Genomic DNA, 19,043 nt, shown 5'->3' on the forward strand with positions numbered 1-19,043 from the left:
TCAGAAATCTAGCTTGGCTAAATATCCTAAAGTTTACTGTTTTAGGTCGCATTCTTCTATTAAATAGAGATGCTGTCCTGAATGATTTTGTAATCTTTTGATTACGTTTTTCTCAAAATCTTTCAAGGTTATTTCACTGTTCAGTTATCAAGGTTCTTTATTGTATCTCTCAGACACAACTCATTTAGTATAACATCTTATTTCTTATCTGTCAACAACTTTTTCCAAAAAAAATAAATTTCTTTATTCTTGGAAAAAGCGGAGAAAGAGGGATTTGAACCCTCGCGCCGGTTGCCCGACCTACACCCTTAGCAGGGGCGCCTCTTCAGCCTCTTGAGTATTTCTCCATATCTGAACTTTCCAAATAAATATGATGTTGTCTGCGTACATGACGCATAGATAATAATACTAAAACTATTTCACTTTGTCAATCACAAATTCAAATTATTTTTCACTTATTTTTTTAGAGCATTTTAAAGCTGGACTTTCTTATATTTTTCTATTGCTGTTTCATAGAGGTTGTTGCCATCTCTGTCTATCACAACTATTACCGGGAAGTCTTTTACTTCCAGCTTGCGGATGGCTTCCGCTCCCAAATCTTCATAACAGACAATTTCTGATTTGGTAATACATTTAGAAAGAAGCGCGCCTGCCCCGCCGATTGCTGCAAAGTACACTGCCTTATTACGGATGATGGCATCTATGACTCCTTTGGAACGTTTTCCTTTTCCAATCATTGCCTTTTCACCCAAATCCAATAGGGTTGGTGCATACTTATCCATACGGGTTGCAGTGGTCGGACCTGCGGAACCGATTGGTCTTCCCTCTCTTGCCGGTGATGGTCCCATATAATAGATTGTGGAATCTAAAATATCTATCGGAAGTTCTTCTCCTCTTTCTAAGACTTCCATCATTCTCTTGTGAGCTGCATCTCTTGCCACATAAATCGTTCCTGTTATGTATACATAATCTCCTGCATGAAGCTCTGCTGTCTTTTCTTCTGTTATCGGTGTTGTAATATATTTATCCATTCTATCACCTGTTCTTTCTATAATAAATAATGATATTTACCAGCTTTTATAATAAATCTATTATAATGCCTTTTCGTAGCACCACCAGTCTTCTCCATAAAGATCCGATTCACCACATTTTGTAAAATTCAATTTCTGATAGGAACGCATTGCCCGTTCATTTGTCTTACTTACCAGAAAATGCACACCTTTCATGCCACTTTTTTTTAATTCTTCCATGGTCTTTTGAATCATAACGCGTGCCATTCCACGATTCTGTTCTGTCTCTCTTATGACAAGACGAGCCAGCTCCGCAGATGGCTCTAACAGCTTCGACCAGCAGGTTAATGCATTTACTTCCGTATCTTCATCAATTGAAATTGCTCCGGCTATTTTATGGGCATTATCTTCTATTATAAATAATGCCTGATTTGCAAAATCTTTTGCAATGGTCTCCCGGCTTGGATATGTTTCATCCCAGGTGCAGCCTTCTGTTCCCATTACACTCTGGTATAAAGACAGTATTTCTTCTGTATTTTCCGGATGTGCCATTTTAAAATGATATTCTTTTCCTTCTATTACAATTGTGTTCATTTTAAATCTCCCTTACCACATGTCTGTTTACATGACAGCAGATGTTCACTGCCACCGGAAGTCCTGCGATATGTGTCGGGTATGTATTGATGTTTACCTTTAAAGCTGTAGTTGTTCCGCCTAATCCGCCCGGTCCGATGCCTAACTTATTAATTTTATCTAACATTTCTATTTCCAGATTTTTTACATAAGGTATTTCAGAATAGGAATCTACGCTTCTGGTTAATGCTTTTTTTGCAAGAATCGCACATTTTTCAAAGGTGCCTCCGATTCCAACGCCTACTACCATTGGCGGGCAGGCATTTGGACCTGCATCAGCTACTGCAGTCATGATGGCATTTTTAACACCTTCGATTCCTTCTGCAGGCTTCAACATGAAGACGCGGCTCATATTTTCACTTCCGAATCCCTTTGGTGCAACAGTCATTTTCACTTTATCGCCTGGCACAATGGAATAATGTATAACTGCCGGAGTATTATCTTTGGTATTTTCACGAATCAGTGGGTCTTTTACGACGGATTTCCGAAGATATCCTTCCACATATCCCTGACGCACTCCTTCATTAATGGCATCTTCTATAGCATCACCTTCAAAATGAACATCCTGTCCAACTTCAATAAATACCACTGCCATTCCGGTATCCTGACAAATCGGAATCTGCTCTTTATCTGCAATTTCAAGATTATCCTGTAACTGATTTAATATTTTCTGTCCTAGTTCAGATTCTTCCGTTGCAGCCGCATTTTTCATTGCTGCATCCATATCCCTGGATAAATAATAATTTGCTTCAATGCACATTTCTTTGATATTTTCTGTTATTTCACTTGTTTTTACTGTTCTTATCATTTCTGTCTCCTTTAATGCATCTGTACTTCCGGTAAAATCTCATCGATATCCATATAGTATTTTTTAAAATTATCCGGTCTTGTATAAATTTTTACCATATTATTTTTCATCATTCCCGCCGGATAAAAGAAAATGTTGCGGCTGTGAAATGTATGGATGCAGCCATTCATATCCTGATATCTGGCATATATCACATAAGGGCATCTGCCATTTACGTTTACATTATAATTCATATCTATATTTGAAATTTCTGCCATAATGTAATAGCCGTTATCTACAATTTTCTTTAAGCTGCTTTTATTATTGTAATGCAATATCAAAAAAATGACACCAATCAGGAAAAAGAATAGTCCGGTTCCGCCAAAGATGAGTCCTAACATTTTAAAGGCTTCCTCTTTACCGGACTGTGTCAGAAAAAGGATTCCCATTATTAAAAAGACAGAACCCAGCCCTGCAAATATCCATCCTATTATCATGATTGCGCTTATCCCTGTTTTTATTTTCGGTTTCATATTTTCCTACTTTCTTATATTGATTTTCTTTAATTTCTGCAAAATCTCGTTATGATGTTTTGATTTCATATCCGGGAATGCTTTCATCAGACGGCTGGATACTGCATTCTTTTTGGATAAAAGTTCATCATATTTATGACGCAGATTTTCGAGTTTTTCTATCTTTTCTGCATGCCCTTCTTTAAATTCTGCAGATTTTTCCAGTGCTTCTTCTACATTTTCATAAATATTTTCACCAATCTGGTTGGACAATACTTTAATTTTTGCTGCAATATCATCCATTACCTTTAACCTGCGGTTGAACTTCACAATAGTAGATACCGTTACTACTACGTCAATGGCAAATCCGGTCATTATAATTATAAGTAATACCACCCCCACAATATGCGGTATCAGATGAATGAATCCGTAAATAATCGGATGAATAATCAGCATAATAAAGGTACATGCCAATCCCCAGAAAATTGAAAATTTCAGACATACATATCCCATTATATTAAAGGGTTTATCCGAGTAATCCCACCATTTATTATGAAATACTTTTTCCATTACGAATCCTGTTATAAATTCCAGAACTGATGTCAATAGGAAGGAACCTAAATATAATATCAGTAAATTTTTCTTTAATGGTGTCAGTAACACAACCACGATTAATACTCCACATCCGTAAATTGGACAGTATGGTCCGTTCAAAAATCCTCTGTTTACAAAGATTCCCCTATCCAATGCTGCATATGATACTTCGCTGCACCATCCAATAAATGCATAAATAATAAAAATCCATAGTACTTCATAAAATGTCTGTGGCATCTTTAATCCCCCATTATTTTTTGAAAGGGCGAAATCATGATACAGTGATTCCGCCCTCTTTTTTATAAAGTTTTTTATTCTTCTTCGCTATCCTGCTCTGCGCGGTTAATTAATTCACCAAGCTCCTTGGATATCAGCTCTTCCTCCGATGCTGATGCATCTTCATCTTCTTCTACAATAACACCTTCTGGCTGTTTCGGCTCCGGAATATCATTTTCCATAATGGATTTATCTTCTTTTACCTTAGCCATGCTGGCTACAGTTACTCCGTCATTTACATTAATCAGTTTTACTCCGGATGTTACTCTGCCCAAAAGTGCTGTTCCATTTACCGGAATCCGAATGATGATTCCTTCTGTGGTAATCAGCATTATTTCGTTATCCTGATTTACGGCTTTGACACCGATGATATTACCGGTCTTCTCGGTAATCTTGTAGCACTTCACGCCTTTACCGCCACGGTTTTGTGGTGAGAATTCAGACATCAGGGTGCATTTTCCAAGACCTTTTTCAGATACAATCATCAGTGCATCACCCTGGGTATTTAACTGCATTCCTACGACTTCATCGCTGTCTGCTAAATTCATACCGATAACACCCATGGATACACGACCGGTGCTTCTTACATCTGTTTCATGGAAACGGATACACTGGCCATATTTAGTTACTAAGATGATATCTTTATTGTTATCTGTCTTCTTTACTTCAATCAGTTCATCATCATCACGAAGGTTAATTGCTGCAAGACCTGTCTTACGGACATTTGCATATTCGCAGATTGGTGTTTTCTTCACAATACCATTCTTGGTTGCCATAAAGAGGTATTCACCTTCTTTGTATTCCTTAATCGGAATAACTGCGGTGATTTTCTCACCCGGCTGAAGCTGAAGCAGATTAATAATCGCAGTTCCTCTGGCTGTTCTTCCTGCCTCCGGAATCTCGTATGCTTTCATACGATATACTTTTCCGCTGTTGGTAAAGAACATCAGATAATGATGAGAGGTTGTCATGAGAAGCTCTTCGATATAATCGTTCTCGATGGTCTCCATTCCCTTAATTCCTTTACCTCCACGATGCTGGCTGCGGAAATTATCTACACTCATGCGCTTGATATATCCTAATTTTGTCATGGTGATTACCGTATTGGTTACCGGAATCAGATCTTCCATGGAAATGTCATATTCGTCAAATCCGATAGATGTTCTTCTTTCGTCTCCATACTTATCTGCAATCAGAAGAATTTCTTCTCTGATAACACCAAGAAGCTTCTTCTCATCTGCAAGGATTGCTTTTAATTCTGCGATTCTTGCTACTAATTCCTTATATTCATTTTCAATTTTCTCGCGTTCCAGACCTGTCAGTGCACGCAGACGCATATCTACAATAGCCTGTGCCTGTGCATCGCTGAGTCCGAAGCGGTTCATTAATTTTTCTTTTGCTTCCGGTGTTGTCTTACTTCCACGGATAATGGAAATTACTTCATCAATATGGTCTAAGGCAATCAGTAAACCCTCTAACAGATGAGCTCTTTCTTCTGCCTTGTTTAAATCATATTTCGTTCTTCTTGTTACAACTTCCTTCTGATGCATCAGATAGTAGTTTAACATATCAAGAAGATTTAAGACTTTCGGCTGATTATTTACCAGTGCCAGCATAATAACACCAAAGGTGTCCTGTAACTGGGTATGTTTATATAACAGATTTAATACTACGTTTGGATTTACATCACGACGCAGCTCAATACAGATTCTCATACCCTGACGGTCTGATTCATCACGTAAATCTGTGATTCCATCAATTTTCTTATCTCTTACCAGCTCTGCAATCTTTTCGATGAGTCTGGCTTTATTTACCATATATGGAAGTTCCGTTACAATAATACGGTTCTTTCCATTGTTCATCGCCTCAATATTGGTAACTGCACGGACACGAATCTTTCCACGGCCGGTACGGTATGCTTCGTTGATTCCGGTTGTACCAAGAATCATTCCACCGGTTGGAAAATCAGGTCCTTTTACAATATCTAATAACTCTTCAATATCGGTTCCACGATCCTGCTCTACTTCATTATCAATGATTTTTACTACTGCATTGATAACTTCTCTTAAGTTATGTGGCGGAATATTGGTTGCCATACCTACCGCAATACCAGTTGTACCATTTACTAAAAGATTTGGAAATCTTGATGGCAGTACAACAGGCTCTTTCTCGGTCTCATCAAAGTTTGGCATGAAATCAACGGTATCTTTATTAATATCAGCAAGCATTTCCATGGAAATCTTAGAAAGTCTTGCTTCGGTATATCGCATTGCCGCAGCTCCGTCACCGTCTACAGAACCGAAGTTACCATGACCATCTACCAATGGATATCTGGTAGACCAGTCCTGTGCCATATTTACCAATGCTCCATAGATTGAGCTGTCTCCGTGTGGGTGATATTTACCCATGGTATCTCCAACAATACGGGCACATTTTCTATGTGGCTTATCCGGACCGTTGTTCAACTCTATCATGGAAAACAGTACACGTCTCTGTACCGGTTTCAGACCATCCCTTACATCCGGCAAAGCCCTGGCTGCAATTACACTCATGGCATAGTCTATATAGGATGTTTCCATCGTTTTCTTTAAGTCTACGTCATGTATCTGGTCAAATATCTTGTCATCCATCTATTCTTCCTCCTAGATATCCAGGTTCTGGACATACTTCGCATTTGCTTCAATAAAATCACGTCTTGGTTCTACTTTATCACCCATTAAGGTGTTGAATGTTACATCAATTTCAGATGCTTCTTCTTCATCCATTACAACACGACGTAAGATTCTCTTCTCAGGATCCATGGTTGTCTCCCAAAGCTGCTCGGCATCCATTTCTCCTAATCCTTTGTATCGCTGAATCTTGTTATTACCGTCGCGTCCAATCTCTTTTAAGATATTGTTGAGCTGTTCATCGCTGTAGGCATACCAGACATTTTTATTTTTCTCAATCTTATAAAGTGGCGGCTGTGCCAGATATACATAGCCCTGTTTGATTAATTCCGGCATGAAACGATAAATGAAAGTAAGCATCAGGGTACTGATATGGGCACCATCCACATCGGCATCGGTCATAATAATAATCTTATGATATCTTAATTTACTGATATCAAAATCTTCATGAATACCGGTACCAAATGCTGTAATCATGGCTTTAATCTCAGCATTTCCGTAAATTTTATCAAGTCTTGCTTTCTCTACATTCAAAATCTTTCCACGAAGTGGAAGAATTGCCTGGGTTGCACGGCTTCTTGCAGTCTTTGCGGAACCGCCGGCGGAATCTCCCTCGACGATGAAAATTTCGCAGTTTTTCGGATCCTTATCAGAACAGTCTGCTAATTTTCCAGGAAGTGAGGTTCCTTCTAATGCAGTCTTTCTTCTGGTTAAATCTCTTGCCTTTCTCGCTGCCTCTCTTGCACGCTGTGCCAGAAGTGATTTTTCACAAATGGTCTTTGCAACCTGAGGATTCTGCTCTAAAAAGTATGTAAGCTGCTCACTTACTACGCTGTCTACGGCTCCTCTTGCTTCACTGTTACCAAGCTTCTGCTTGGTCTGTCCCTCAAACTGAGGCTCTTCAATCTTAATACTTACAATAGCAGTTAAACCTTCACGGATATCATCACCGGAAAGTGCCGTCTCAGAATCCTTTAAAATCTTATTCGCCCGCGCATATTCATTAAAAGTTTTGGTAAGCGCATTACGGAAACCTGCCAGATGTGTTCCACCCTCCGGCGTGATGATGTTATTGACAAAGCTGTACGTAGCTTCGTTATATGCATCGTTATGCTGCATAGCAACTTCAACAAGAACCCCGTTTTTTTCACCTTCACAATAAATAACCTCCGGATACAATGCTTCCTTGCTCTTATTTAAGTAAGTTACAAATTCCTTAATACCGCCTTCATAATGGAATACCCGTTCTTTTACAGGCTCTTCCCTGTCATCACGAAGTGTAATCCTAAGATTCTTTGTCAGGAATGCAGTCTCTCTTAAACGCTGCTTTAATGTATCAAAATCATATACGGTTTCTTCGAAAATGCTTCCGTCCGGAGAAAAGGTTACAGTAGTACCGGTTTTATTTATATCACATTTTCCGACTTCCTTCAGTGGATACATGGTATGTCCACGTTCATAACGTTGTTTATAAATCTTTCCATCGTGGAAAATCTGTACTTCCAGCCAGTTAGAAAGTGCATTTACAACGGATGCTCCTACACCATGTAACCCACCGGATACCTTATATCCTCCACCGCCGAATTTTCCGCCGGCATGCAATACAGTAAATACTACTTCTACCGCAGGAATACCTGCTTTGTGGTTAATTCCTACCGGAATTCCACGTCCATCATCTTCTACGGTAATGGAATTGTCTTTATTAATCGTAACGATAATATGGGTACAATAACCTGCCAGTGCTTCGTCGACAGAGTTATCCACAATTTCATATACCAGATGGTGAAGTCCTCTCACAGAGGTACTTCCAATATACATTCCAGGTCTCTTTCTTACTGCTTCCAAACCTTCCAAAATCTGAATTTGGTCTGCTCCGTATTCCGTACTCATCTGTATTCCTCCTATTCACGGATTATTTTACATTTCATTTTTTTCACTTACTTTTCCGCTTATGACTTCAAATATTTTATCAATCTGGAAGCGGTTTCTTACAAATTCATCCAGACCGGTACAGGTAATGACCGTCTGAATATCATGTATACTGTTAAGCAGATAATTCTGCCTGTTACTGTCCAGTTCGGAAAGCACATCATCTAAAAGAAGTACCGGTGTATCATGGATACATCTTTTCACCAGCTCTATCTCTGATAATTTCAGTGATAAAGCAGAAGTTCTCTGCTGTCCCTGGGAACCGAATTTACGGATATCTATATCTCCGATAAAAAAGGAAATATCATCTCTGTGGGGTCCCACGGAGGTACTGCAGTATTTTATGTCCTTTTCCTTTGCCCGGTTTAATTCATCTTCAAAAAAAGCTTCTTCGATATCCGGTTCATACGTCAGCGTCAGCTGCTCCCTGCCACCGGAAATGCTTTCATGGATGCCCCGGACAATTTCATTTAATTCTTCTACAAATCTCCGGCGCCGGCTGATAATCCGCCTGCCGTAAGAAATGAGCTGCATATCCCACACGGATAACGTATTTTCCAAATCCGGATGAAATACCATATCTTTTAACAGCTTATTGCGCTGATTTAAAACTTTATTATACTTGGTTAAATCAGAAAGATAAATTTTATCCAGCTGGCAGATTTCCGAATCTAAAAATCTTCTGCGCTCGGAAGGACCATTTTTGATAATATTTAAATCCTCCGGTGAGAAAAATACCATATTCAGCACACCGAAAAGCTCACTTGCCTTGCGGATTGGCACACCATTAATGGCAATTCCCTTGGAACGGTTCTTCTTCAGATGCATATCAATCTGATAACTCATCTGATTTTTTTCTACCATAGTACGGATATGTGCCTCATTTTCACCAAAACGAATCATTTCTTTGTCGCGGCTTCCCTTATGGGATTTCGTTGTTCCGCTGACATAAATGGATTCTAATATATTGGTCTTTCCCTGGGCATTGTCCCCATATAAAATATTGGTTCCACCGTCAAGATTCAGATTTAACTCTTCATAATTACGGAAATTCTTAAGTTCAATGGACTTTATTATCATTTTACAATCTTTATGGTTTCGCCCAAAGCTTCCACTACATCTCCATCATATAATTTCTTGCCACGCTGTACTTCAACTTCGCCATTTACCTTAACTTTTTCATCTAATATTACGAGCTTGGCAGTGACTCCGGAGTCTACGACTCCGGCAGCTTTTAACGCCTGTCCCAGCTTAATATATTCATCCCGCAGCTTAATTTCCTGCATGATTGCCTCTCTTCCTGCCTCTGCAAATCCTAGTTTGCAGCTGCATTAAAGTTTACCGGAAGAATCAGATAGATAAAGGTCTCATTTTCATCCCGGATAAAACATGGTGCCTTTGGATTTACCATATAAAGGGTTACTTCTTCTTCATCAATGACACGAAGGGCATCGATAAAGAATTTCGGATTGAATCCAATTAAAATATCTTTTCCATCTTTGGTAATATCAATTTCTTCATTCATGGAACCAATGAAAGAATTGATTTTTAATTCCATCTTATCATCTGTTATATTCATGATAATCGGCTTCTTATCTCCCTCTTTTACTAAAAGGGTAGCACGGTCGATACAGTCTAATAATTCACGTTTGTTAATCTTAACCTTTGTCTCATAATCAGAAGAAAGCATCTGTTCAATCTTAAAATACTCGCCTTCAATCAGACGGGAAACAACGGTGGTATTGCCAAATTCAAATACAATATGGTTGTCTGATAAATACATGCTGACATCTTCGTCAGCATTTCCCGGGAGAATCTTGCTGATTTCCTGTAAAGTCTTTCCAGGAACAACCACTTTCTTATGCTCATAATTATTTTTCAGTTCTATATTACGGATTGAAATACGGTGGCCATCCAGTGATACAACCTTTAAGCTGTTCTCATTGATTTCAAATAATTCTCCTGTCATCAGCTTATTATTGTCATTATCTGCAATAGAAAAGATTGTCTGGCGGATTACTTCTTTTAAAGTAAACTGTGAAATGCTGATTTCTTCATTTCTTTCAATATATGGAATATAAGAAAAATCTTCACCGGATTTTCCAATGATATTGAATTTTGCTTTTTCACAGGTAATGGTTGTCTTAAAGGAAGAGTCTGTTTCGATTACAACTTCATTATCCGGAAGCTTTCTTACGATATCAGAAAAGACTTTTGCATCTAATGCGATAATTCCTCTTTCTTCAATCTCTCCTTCTATTTTTGTTTCGATTCCAAGTTCCATATCATTGGCAGTTAATTTAATCTCACCGGCAGAAGCATCTATTAAGATACATTCTAAGATAGCCATGGTCGTTCTGGTTGGTACGGCTTTGGAAACAATGTTTACACCATAAAGTAAATTTGATTTTGAACAGATGATTTTCATGTTGTTCATAACTCCTTTCGACATATATAAATATAATATTTAAAAAGAAATTAAACGTCTTATTCTTAGGGGATGTTAATAAGTGAATAACCTCTGCAACCCTTAATTCATAAGCATTTAAAAGAATTTTGTTACTGTATAACCTGTTTAAATGACTGCGGATTGTGTCTTAATAAAAAGTGAATAAATTTTTATGTAAAGTTAACATAATTAGTTATCCAAAGCCATTCCACAGCTAGTTCACAAATTATAAACAGAACCCTGTGCATAAATTAATTTGGGTTAATTTTTTTCTTAATGGTATTTAAGAGATTTACGGTTGCTTCATTAGTCTGTAATTCAGCTTCTACCTTATTAATACCATGAATTACGGTAGAATGATCTCTTCCTCCTAAGAGTTCTCCAATATTTTCTAAGGAAACCCCAGTCATATTTTTGCAAAGATACATGGCAATCTGTCTCGGTTTTGCAATATCGTTGCTGCGGCTTTTAGAAATCATCTGCTCTTTTGTAATATGGAAATGTTCGCATACCACATCAATAATAAGCTGTGGAGTAATCTCCCTCGGCTTGTCCGGAGAAATAATATTCTGAAGCTCTTTCATGGCTACTTCCATGGTAATCTCAGTCTGTTCAAGATTGGAGTAGGCAAGCAGTTTATTTAAAGCACCTTCCAGTTCCCTGATATTAGACTTAATATTAGTAGCAATGTATTTTAAAATTTCATCATCTAAATGGAAATTATCCATTTCTTCTTTTCTTCGCAGAATTGCCATTCTGGTTTCATAATCCGGAGAACCGATGTCAGCAGTCAGACCGCATTCAAAACGGGAGCGGATACGTTCTTCTAATGTTTCCATATCCTTTGGCGGCTTATCAGAAGAAATAACAATCTGCTTCTTAGCAAGATAAAGCTCATTAAAGGTATGGAAAAATTCTTCCTGTGTACTTTCTTTTCCTATAATAAACTGGATATCGTCGATTAAAAGTACATCGATATTACGATATTTCTCACGGAATTTTGTCATAGCTGTATTATTGCCATTTCGGATGGCTTCAATCAGTTCATTGGTAAAAGTTTCCGAAGAAACGTATAAAATTTTTACATCTGGATTATTGGACTGGATAAAATGTGCGATGGAATGCATCAAATGCGTTTTACCAAGTCCTACGCCTCCATATAAAAAGAGTGGGTTATAGACTTCTCCCGGAGATTCTGCAACAGCCAGTGAAGCTGCATGAGCCAGTTTGTTATTATTTCCAACAACAAAAGTATCGAAGGTATAGTTTGGATTCAAACTGGATTTGTCAATACTTTCTGTATTTACGAAAGCCATTGGTTTTGGTGTACGCATGGATTTCGCCTGCTCCGGCAGTACAAATTCGATTTCGTAATCCTTTCCAATAATTTCAGCGACTGCTACTTTAATAGGAAGAGTGTATTTCTTGGTAATGTAGTTAAGCCCCATCTGTTCGTCCGGTACCAGTATGTATAAAGTATTGTCTTTGACATCAAATACCTTAAGTGGTTCTAACCAGGTTTTAAAAGAAATGTCAGTAAGTTCATGCTCTTCCTTGACAGTTCTTAAAATTTCTTCCCATTTTTCAATGATCTGTTCCATAAAAATCTCCATGTTTCTATTATTTAAGCTTTTTAAAGCTTCTCATATTTATAGCATTATATAGAATCCTACTCTTTTAATAATAAACTAAATGGGGCAAATTATCAATGAGAACTTTTAAAGGTATAGGTGATAAGCCTAATGTGAATAAAGTGGATAAAAAAGCCTTTATTTTAGCGGAAAAAGCTATTCAAAATTAAGGCAAGGTCATTTTAATAACAAGTTATCCTTAAATTATCTACAGGTTATGCACAGGTTATGAACAATTGTGGATAACCTGTGCATAAAATTTTGATATATAAATTTTATGGTATGGAAGGAAGAAAATGGATACTAGATATAGATTAAAAATAGTTTCTTCCTTATATATATAGTAGTGTAAAAATTAATTACCGAAAAATGCAGGTTTTACTTGACTTGACAGGTTTTTTTGTTATAATTGTACTGATGTTTTCTAGCATAGAGGAGGTGGATTATTATGCATAAAGGTAAGATGACATTTCAGCCAAAAAACAGACAGAGAAATAAAGTTCATGGTTTTCGTAAAAGAATGAGTACAGCAGGCGGAAGAAAAGTATTGGCTGCAAGAAGATTAAAAGGAAGAAAGAAATTATCAGCATAGGCCACAACTTTTGTGGTCTTTTTCTTCTTATTACAAGACTTTTTTAAGGATTGAAAAATGGACTCATTGAAGAAAAACAAAGATTTCCAGAATGTATATCGCAATGGTAAGTCTTATGCGGACAAGTATCTGGTGATGTATGTTCTGGAAAATGGTTTGGAATCGAATCGAATTGGAATCTCCGTCAGTAAAAAAGTAGGAAATAGTGTAGTAAGACATCATCTGACGAGATTATTAAGAGAAAGTTACAGACTACACGAAGAGATGTTTCATAGTGGTTGGGACATTGTAGTCATCGTAAGGGTGTCAGCAAAAAATGAAGGTTATCACAAGTTAAAGAGTTCATTGCTGCATCTTTCGAATCTTCATGGAATTATTTAAAGATAATATCGAAAAGAAGATGGAATGATTTTGAAAAAAATTTTAATTGCAATCATTAAATTTTATAGAAAATATCTTTCACCAATGAAAACAACAAAGTGCCCTTATTGCCCGACCTGTTCTACTTATGGTCTGATTGCCGTGGAAAAGTATGGTGCAGTAAAGGGGGGAGCACTGGCTCTCTGGAGGATATTAAGATGTAATCCTTTTTCAAAAGGCGGATATGACCCGGTTCCATGATTAGGAGGTACGTTAAGTGTCAGAAATCATTTTAACTCAGTACAATGGTAAGATTCTCGGACCGATTGCGAAGGTCTTAGGATGGATTATGAATGGAATCTATTATGTGCTGAACAGTTTGTTTGGAATAGAAAATATCGGACTTTGCATCATTATCTTAACTTTGATTATTTATGCATGTCTTTTTCCATTAACCTATAAACAGCAGAAGTTTTCAAAGCTTTCACAGAAAATGAATCCAGAACTTCAAGCTATCCAGAAAAAATATAAAAACAAGAGAGACCAGGTATCCATGCAGAAGATGCAGGAAGAGACACAGATGGTTTACCAGAAATATGGTGTTTCACCGACCGGAAGCTGTATCCAGATGTTAATCCAGATGCCGATTCTGTTTGCTTTATATCGTGTATTCTTAAATGTACCGGCATATGTACCGGCTGTAAAAGAGAAGTTTTCTGTTCTTGTTACAGAGATTATGTCTATCGACGGCTTTGCAGATAAGATGACAAGCTTTGTTGATAAAATTAAAATTGCAGGATTATCTGTTGATTTTACTGCAACGGATACAAATGTTCTTCATAATTATATTGTTGATGTTTTATATAAGATGAATACTTCCGGATGGAGTGAGTTAAAAAACGTATTTGGTAATCTTACTAATCTGGATGCAACTGAGAAATCCTTAGAGAAGTTAAACTATTTCCTTGGTCTTAACATTTCAAACAGCCCATGGAATATTATGACAACAGGCTTTAAGTCAGGAGCTTATTTACTTGCAATCGGTGCATTACTGATTCCGGTTATTTCTTTCCTGACACAGAGATTAAATATCAAATTAATGCCTACCGCTTCTACCGGTGAAAATGATGCAATGGCACAGCAGATGAAAACCATGAACCTTATGATGCCATTATTCTCATTTGTAATGTGTTTCACTGTACCGGTTGGTCTTGGTATTTACTGGATTGCCAGTGCTTTGGTTCGTAGTATCCAGCAGTGGGGTATTAACAAACGTCTTGATAAGATGGACTGGGATGCTATTATGAAAGCTAATCAGGAAAAAGCGAAAGCAAAGCGTGAAAAGAAAATGGGTCTGATTGAAAATCAGATTGCTAATGCAGCAAAGATGAGTACAAAAGCAAATGTTATTGAATCAGGTACTATGACAAAAGAAGAAAAGGAAGAAGCTTTAGAGCATGCAGCAGAGGTAAGAAGCAATGCAAAAGCAGGAAGCCTCGCCTCAAAAGCTAACAGAGTACGTGAATTCAATGAAAGAAACAATAAATAGAGGGGGTAATATACAATGGAATTTATTGAAGTTTCAGCAAAAACAGTGGATGATGCAATTACAGAGGCTTCGATTAAGCTTGGAACTACCAGTGATAAGATTGAGGTAGAAGTTATTGAGAAGGGCTCTACCGGATTTCTTGGTATCAAGAGTAAACCTGCAATCATCAAGGCACGGAAGAAGAATGATACGGTAGATAATATCCGTGAGTTTTTGGAAAATGTATTTTCTGCTATGAATATGGAAGTTACCATTGACATTAAGAAAGCAGAAGATGATAAGGTCTATGAAGTAGAATTAAGCGGCAAAGAAATGGGACTGCTGATTGGCAAGAGAGGTCAGACTTTAGATTCTCTTCAGTATCTTACAAATCTTGCTGTTAATAAACATTCGGATGGATATATCAAAGTTAAGCTTGATACCGAAGATTACCGCCAGAGAAGAAAAGATACTCTGGAAAATCTTGCAAAGAATATTGCATATAAGGTTAAGAGAACAAAACGTCCGGTATCTTTAGAGCCAATGAATCCATTTGAAAGAAGAGTGATTCATTCTGCATTGCAGGGTGACAGATATGTAGAAACCCACAGCGAGGGAGAAGAACCTTTCCGTCATGTAGTTGTTACATTAAAAAAATAATTTAAAAATTTTATAAGAAAATGATTTCATAAGAGTTATAAAATGATATAATTATACCGTTTTATAACTCTTATATATTACACAGATAATATAAGAATTCTTATATTAAGGAGATTTTTATGAAAACAGAGACTATTGCAGCAATTGCTTCCGCCATGACGAATTCAGGAATTGGAATTATCCGTATCAGTGGAGAAGATGCTTTTGATGTAATTGATAAGATATACCGGCCACAAAAAGGAAACAAACTTTTATCACAGTGCAAGAGTCATACGATTCATTATGGCCATATTTATGATGAAGATGAAATAATAGATGAAGTAATGGTTCTTCTGATGCGGGCACCGAACAGTTATACCAGAGAAGATACGGTAGAAATTGACTGCCATGGTGGAACACTTGTGATGCGGCGTATTTTAGAAGTAGTGCTGAAAAATGGAGCAAGACCGGCAGAACCGGGAGAGTTTACCAAGCGTGCATTTTTGAATGGTCGTATTGATTTAAGCCAGGCAGAATCTGTCATGGATGTCATTTCTTCGAAAAATGATTTTGCATTGAAAAGCTCCATGCAACAGTTAAACGGAGCTCTTACAGGGAAAATCAAAGAAATTCGTGGTAAAATCATACATGAGATTGCATTTATTGAGTCTGCTTTAGATGATCCGGAGCATATCAGTATTGATGGATATGGAGAGAATCTTCTTATTATAATAGAGAAACTGATGCAGAAGATGAATCAGATGATTGCATCTTCGGAAAATGGCAGCCTTTTAAAGGAAGGTATTAATACAGTGATCGTCGGAAAGCCGAATGCCGGAAAATCTTCTTTATTAAATGCGCTGGTAGGAAGAGAGCGGGCAATTGTAACGGATATTGCTGGAACTACCAGAGATGTATTGGAAGAACAGATTAATTTGAACGGCATTACGCTTAATATCATGGATACCGCTGGAATCAGAAGTACTGAGGATGTGGTAGAGAAGATTGGTGTGGATAAAGCACTATCCCTTGTGGATAAAGCTGATTTTATTATCTATGTAGTGGATACTTCTACTGCATTGGATGAAAATGACGAAAAGATTATAGATGCCATCCGGGAGAAGAAAGCCATCATTTTATTGAACAAATCTGATTTAATCCAGGTAACCGGAGAAGATGAGATCAAAGAAAAATTATCCGGTGCAGATCATAAGATGATAGCTATTTCTGCAAAAGAAAATCTTGGAATTGATGTATTAGAAGAAACCATTACGGAAATGTTTTTCCATGGAACGATTTCATTTAACGATGAAGTATATATTACTAACATTAGACATAAAAACGCATTGATTCAGGCAGTAGAGAGCTTAAAGTTAGTAAAACAGAGTGTAGAAAATGGAATGCCGGAAGATTTTTATTCCATTGACCTTATGAATGCTTATGAAGAACTGGGTACTATTATCGGAGAAGCAGTAGAAGATGATCTGGTTAATGAGATTTTCAGTAAATTCTGTATGGGTAAATAATTATATTTAGATAGAAAGAAGGATAACGAAATGTCGGTAATCGAAGAGACATATGATGTGTGTGTGGTTGGAGCAGGCCATGCAGGTTGTGAAGCAGCACTTGCCTGTGCCAGAATGGGACTTGAAACCATTATATTTACAGTAAGTGTAGACAGTATTGCGATGATGCCTTGTAATCCTAACATTGGTGGAAGCTCCAAGGGACATCTGGTTCGTGAAATTGATGCTCTGGGTGGACAAATGGGAATTAATATTGATAAAACATTTATCCAGTCGAAGATGTTAAATAAATCTAAGGGTCCTGCAGTGCATTCTCTTCGTGCCCAGGCAGATAAGGCGTCTTATAGTATGGAAATGCGGAAAACGCTGCAGTCTACTGAACATCTTACCATAAGACAGGCGGAAGTATCTGAAATTATCACAGAAGATAATAAGATTGCCGGCATTAAAACATTTTCCGGAGCAATTTATCACAGTAAGGCTGTTGTATTGTGTACCGGAACTTATCTTCGGGCAAGATGTCTTTATGGAGATGTGATTAATTATACAGGACCGAATGGGTTACAGCCTGCTAATCATCTTACAGATTCTTTAAAAGCCCATGGAGTAGAAATGTTCCGCTTTAAGACAGGAACTCCGGCAAGAATGGATAAGAATAGTATTGATTTCAGTAAAATGACCGAGCAGACCGGCGATGAGAGAGTAGTACCATTTTCCTTTACTACAGACCCGGAAAGTGTTCAGATAGAGCAGGCATCCTGCTGGCTTACCTATACAAATCCGAAAACTCATGAGATTATTCGTGCAAATCTCGACCGTTCACCAATCTATGCTGGTGTTATTGAAGGAACGGGTCCTAGATATTGCCCCTCCATTGAGGATAAAGTGGTAAAATTCGCCGATAAGGAAAGACATCAGGTATTTTTGGAGCCGGAAGGCTTAAATACCAACGAAATGTATGTCGGTGGAATGAGCAGTTCCCTGCCAGAGGATGTTCAATATGAAATGTATCATACGGTTCCGGGACTGGAACATGCGAAGATTGTAAGAAATGCTTATGCTATTGAGTATGACTGTATCAATCCAAACCAGTTGTTACCTACTCTGGAGTTTAAGAATATTAAGGGATTGTTCAGCGGCGGCCAGTTTAACGGAAGTTCCGGCTATGAAGAAGCTGCAGCCCAGGGTATTGTTGCCGGAATTAATGCAGCTTTATATGTAAAAGAGAAGGAGCAGCTTGTATTGCATCGTTCCGAGTCCTATATCGGAGTGTTAATCGATGATCTGGTTACAAAGGAGAATCATGAGCCATATCGGATGATGACATCCCGTGCCGAGTATCGTTTATTACTGCGTCAGGATAATGCAGACCTTCGTCTTAGTAAATATGGTTATCAGGTCGGACTCATTTCTCAGGAAAGATATGACTGGGTAGTAAAAAAAGAAAAATTAATTCAGGATGAAATAAACCGGGTAGAGTCAGTAACAATCGGTGCTAAAGAGAATGTGCAGAAACTTTTAGAGGAATATGGAAGTACTCCTTTGAATACCGGAACCCGTCTTACCGAACTGATTCGCAGACCGGAACTGGATTATGAAAAACTTGCTCCAATTGATGAAGACAGACCAGAACTTCCGGAAGAAGTACAGGAACAGGTTAATATTAATATTAAGTATGATGGATATATCAAACGTCAGATTAAACAGGTGGAGCATTTTAAAAAATTAGAGAATAAGAAAATTCCGGATGATTTCGATTATGATGCAGTAGACAGCCTTCGTATCGAAGCAAGACAGAAGTTAAAGCTTTATCGTCCGGTTTCCATTGGACAGGCTTCAAGAATTTCCGGTGTATCACCTGCAGATATTACGATGTTGTTAGTCTATATGGAACAGATAAAAAAATAG

At 37.7% G+C, this 19,043-nt stretch carries 18 protein-coding genes and 1 tRNA gene; 7 read left to right on the forward strand and 12 right to left on the reverse strand.

The genetic code is table 11. The features are described from left to right. Positions 1-259 precede the first annotated feature (259 nt). The 12 genes from DWV68_RS13085 to dnaA form a co-directional block, all read right to left on the reverse strand. A tRNA-Ser gene (locus DWV68_RS13085) sits at positions 260-347 on the reverse strand. Between the two features lie 126 nt (positions 348-473). Continuing rightward, entirely contained in the window at positions 474-1,031 is a 558-nt protein-coding gene (locus tag DWV68_RS13090) for a Fe-S-containing hydro-lyase (protein ID WP_118665993.1), read from the reverse strand. Between the two features lie 60 nt (positions 1,032-1,091). Then, on the reverse strand, positions 1,092-1,604 hold the full coding sequence (locus DWV68_RS13095) for a GNAT family N-acetyltransferase (RefSeq protein ID WP_118665995.1): 513 nt from the start codon (positions 1,602-1,604) through the stop codon (positions 1,092-1,094). Position 1,605: 1 nt separating this feature from the next. Beyond that, positions 1,606-2,451, reverse strand: coding sequence for a fumarate hydratase (locus DWV68_RS13100; protein ID WP_118057783.1), 846 nt, complete (start codon positions 2,449-2,451; stop codon positions 1,606-1,608). Positions 2,452-2,462: 11 nt separating this feature from the next. Next, positions 2,463-2,963: a hypothetical protein gene (locus DWV68_RS13105; protein WP_118057782.1), complete on the reverse strand. Its 501-nt coding sequence runs from the start codon at positions 2,961-2,963 to the stop codon at positions 2,463-2,465. A gap of 6 nt (positions 2,964-2,969) precedes the next feature. Beyond that, positions 2,970-3,773, reverse strand: a complete 804-nt coding sequence (locus DWV68_RS13110; RefSeq protein ID WP_118057781.1) for a putative ABC transporter permease — start codon at positions 3,771-3,773, stop codon at positions 2,970-2,972. Between the two features lie 74 nt (positions 3,774-3,847). Further along, the gene (gene gyrA / locus DWV68_RS13115) at positions 3,848-6,442 is read right to left on the reverse strand and encodes a DNA gyrase subunit A (protein WP_118665997.1); all 2,595 of its coding nucleotides are present in this window, start codon (positions 6,440-6,442) and stop codon (positions 3,848-3,850) included. 12 nt (positions 6,443-6,454) lie between these two features. Next, positions 6,455-8,371, reverse strand: a complete 1,917-nt coding sequence (gyrB, locus tag DWV68_RS13120) for a DNA topoisomerase (ATP-hydrolyzing) subunit B (protein WP_118639717.1) — start codon at positions 8,369-8,371, stop codon at positions 6,455-6,457. 27 nt (positions 8,372-8,398) lie between these two features. Continuing rightward, positions 8,399-9,490 carry a DNA replication/repair protein RecF gene (recF, locus tag DWV68_RS13125; RefSeq protein WP_118665999.1) on the reverse strand — a complete coding sequence of 364 codons (1,092 nt, stop codon included), beginning with the start codon at positions 9,488-9,490 and terminating at the stop codon, positions 8,399-8,401. Further along, the gene (locus tag DWV68_RS13130; protein ID WP_022242292.1) at positions 9,487-9,696 is read right to left on the reverse strand and encodes an RNA-binding S4 domain-containing protein; all 210 of its coding nucleotides are present in this window, start codon (positions 9,694-9,696) and stop codon (positions 9,487-9,489) included. Before DWV68_RS13130 ends, recF begins: the two co-directional genes overlap by 4 nt. 29 nt (positions 9,697-9,725) lie before the next feature. Then, positions 9,726-10,838 carry a DNA polymerase III subunit beta gene (gene dnaN, locus DWV68_RS13135; RefSeq protein WP_117699187.1) on the reverse strand — a complete coding sequence of 371 codons (1,113 nt, stop codon included), beginning with the start codon at positions 10,836-10,838 and terminating at the stop codon, positions 9,726-9,728. Between the two features lie 272 nt (positions 10,839-11,110). Further along, positions 11,111-12,460, reverse strand: coding sequence for a chromosomal replication initiator protein DnaA (gene dnaA, locus DWV68_RS13140; protein WP_117699376.1), 1,350 nt, complete (start codon positions 12,458-12,460; stop codon positions 11,111-11,113). Between the two features lie 478 nt (positions 12,461-12,938). Between dnaA and rpmH the strand changes: the two genes are divergently transcribed. The 7 genes from rpmH to mnmG all read left to right on the forward strand — a co-directional run bounded on the left by rpmH (position 12,939) and on the right by mnmG (position 19,043). Further along, a complete protein-coding gene (gene rpmH, locus DWV68_RS13145) occupies positions 12,939-13,082 on the forward strand; it encodes a 50S ribosomal protein L34 (protein WP_022242295.1) in 144 nt (47 codons plus the stop codon). 57 nt (positions 13,083-13,139) lie between these two features. Next, complete coding sequence (gene rnpA / locus DWV68_RS13150) at positions 13,140-13,463, forward strand: ribonuclease P protein component (protein ID WP_022242296.1); 324 nt, start codon at positions 13,140-13,142, stop codon at positions 13,461-13,463. A 24-nt stretch (positions 13,464-13,487) separates the two neighbouring features. Continuing rightward, entirely contained in the window at positions 13,488-13,703 is a 216-nt protein-coding gene (gene yidD, locus DWV68_RS13155) for a membrane protein insertion efficiency factor YidD (RefSeq protein WP_022242297.1), read from the forward strand. Between the two features lie 16 nt (positions 13,704-13,719). After that, the gene (locus DWV68_RS13160; protein ID WP_197420872.1) at positions 13,720-14,991 is read left to right on the forward strand and encodes a YidC/Oxa1 family membrane protein insertase; all 1,272 of its coding nucleotides are present in this window, start codon (positions 13,720-13,722) and stop codon (positions 14,989-14,991) included. 15 nt (positions 14,992-15,006) lie between these two features. After that, positions 15,007-15,630: an RNA-binding cell elongation regulator Jag/EloR gene (jag, locus tag DWV68_RS13165; protein ID WP_022242299.1), complete on the forward strand. Its 624-nt coding sequence runs from the start codon at positions 15,007-15,009 to the stop codon at positions 15,628-15,630. Between the two features lie 119 nt (positions 15,631-15,749). Beyond that, positions 15,750-17,135 carry a tRNA uridine-5-carboxymethylaminomethyl(34) synthesis GTPase MnmE gene (mnmE, locus tag DWV68_RS13170; protein WP_118666001.1) on the forward strand — a complete coding sequence of 462 codons (1,386 nt, stop codon included), beginning with the start codon at positions 15,750-15,752 and terminating at the stop codon, positions 17,133-17,135. Between the two features lie 30 nt (positions 17,136-17,165). Continuing rightward, on the forward strand, positions 17,166-19,043 hold the full coding sequence (gene mnmG, locus DWV68_RS13175) for a tRNA uridine-5-carboxymethylaminomethyl(34) synthesis enzyme MnmG (protein ID WP_118088415.1): 1,878 nt from the start codon (positions 17,166-17,168) through the stop codon (positions 19,041-19,043).

Origin of the sequence: Roseburia sp. AF12-17LB (assembly GCF_003479605.1) — a bacterium.
In the GTDB taxonomy this organism is placed as follows: Bacteria; Bacillota; Clostridia; order Lachnospirales; family Lachnospiraceae; genus Roseburia_C; species Roseburia_C amylophila.